Origin of the sequence: Bartonella sp. CB10SXKL, assembly GCF_042195515.1 — a bacterium.
Taxonomy (GTDB): domain Bacteria; phylum Pseudomonadota; class Alphaproteobacteria; order Rhizobiales; family Rhizobiaceae; genus Bartonella.
On the sequence record NZ_JBHION010000140.1, the window covers coordinates 1 to 533 of the forward strand.

The following is a 533-nucleotide window of genomic DNA, read 5'->3' on the forward strand; positions in this document are numbered from 1 at the left end:
AAAAGCATAAAACGAGAAGTACACCCATGCACCTTAATGAACAAGTCAAAAGCAAGGCTCAACAAAAGCCTCTCTTCACTCATTTTTCTCTCGCTCACTTTCCCTCGCTCACTTTCCCTCGCTCACTTTCCCTCGCTCACTTTCCCTCGCTCACTTTCCCTCGCTCACTTTCCCCTCGCTCATTTTTCCCTCGCTCACTTTCCCTCGCTCATTTTCCCCTCGCTCACATCGTATAATATGACGGGTGCTCCTTTCTGCTCAACCTCTTCTTCTAATTGCCGTATCATTTTGTTCAACTGACGGGTCACGATAAAACGCATAATAAAAACAATCGGTAAGAATAAAAAAACACAGGCAAGCATCCATGCCAGTGGCTCGAATACGACAAGAGAAACAAAGTCCTGCCCTCTCCATATTTTAACGACAACAGTTATAACTATTGGAGCAGTCGCCATGACCGTAGAAAGATAGAATATTTTTTTATAGTCTTGCCAAACAAGAGAAAGCTGTTTTTTATCAAACATTCTGCTGCT

1 protein-coding gene is annotated in these 533 nt (G+C 43.2%); it reads right to left on the reverse strand.

Annotation, left to right across the window (positions count from 1 at the left end):
* Positions 1-194: 194 nt before the first annotated feature.
* Positions 195-533 (reverse strand): hypothetical protein (locus ACFIK3_RS09890; RefSeq protein ID WP_375676652.1); only part of this gene is annotated, 339 nt, incomplete at its 5' end.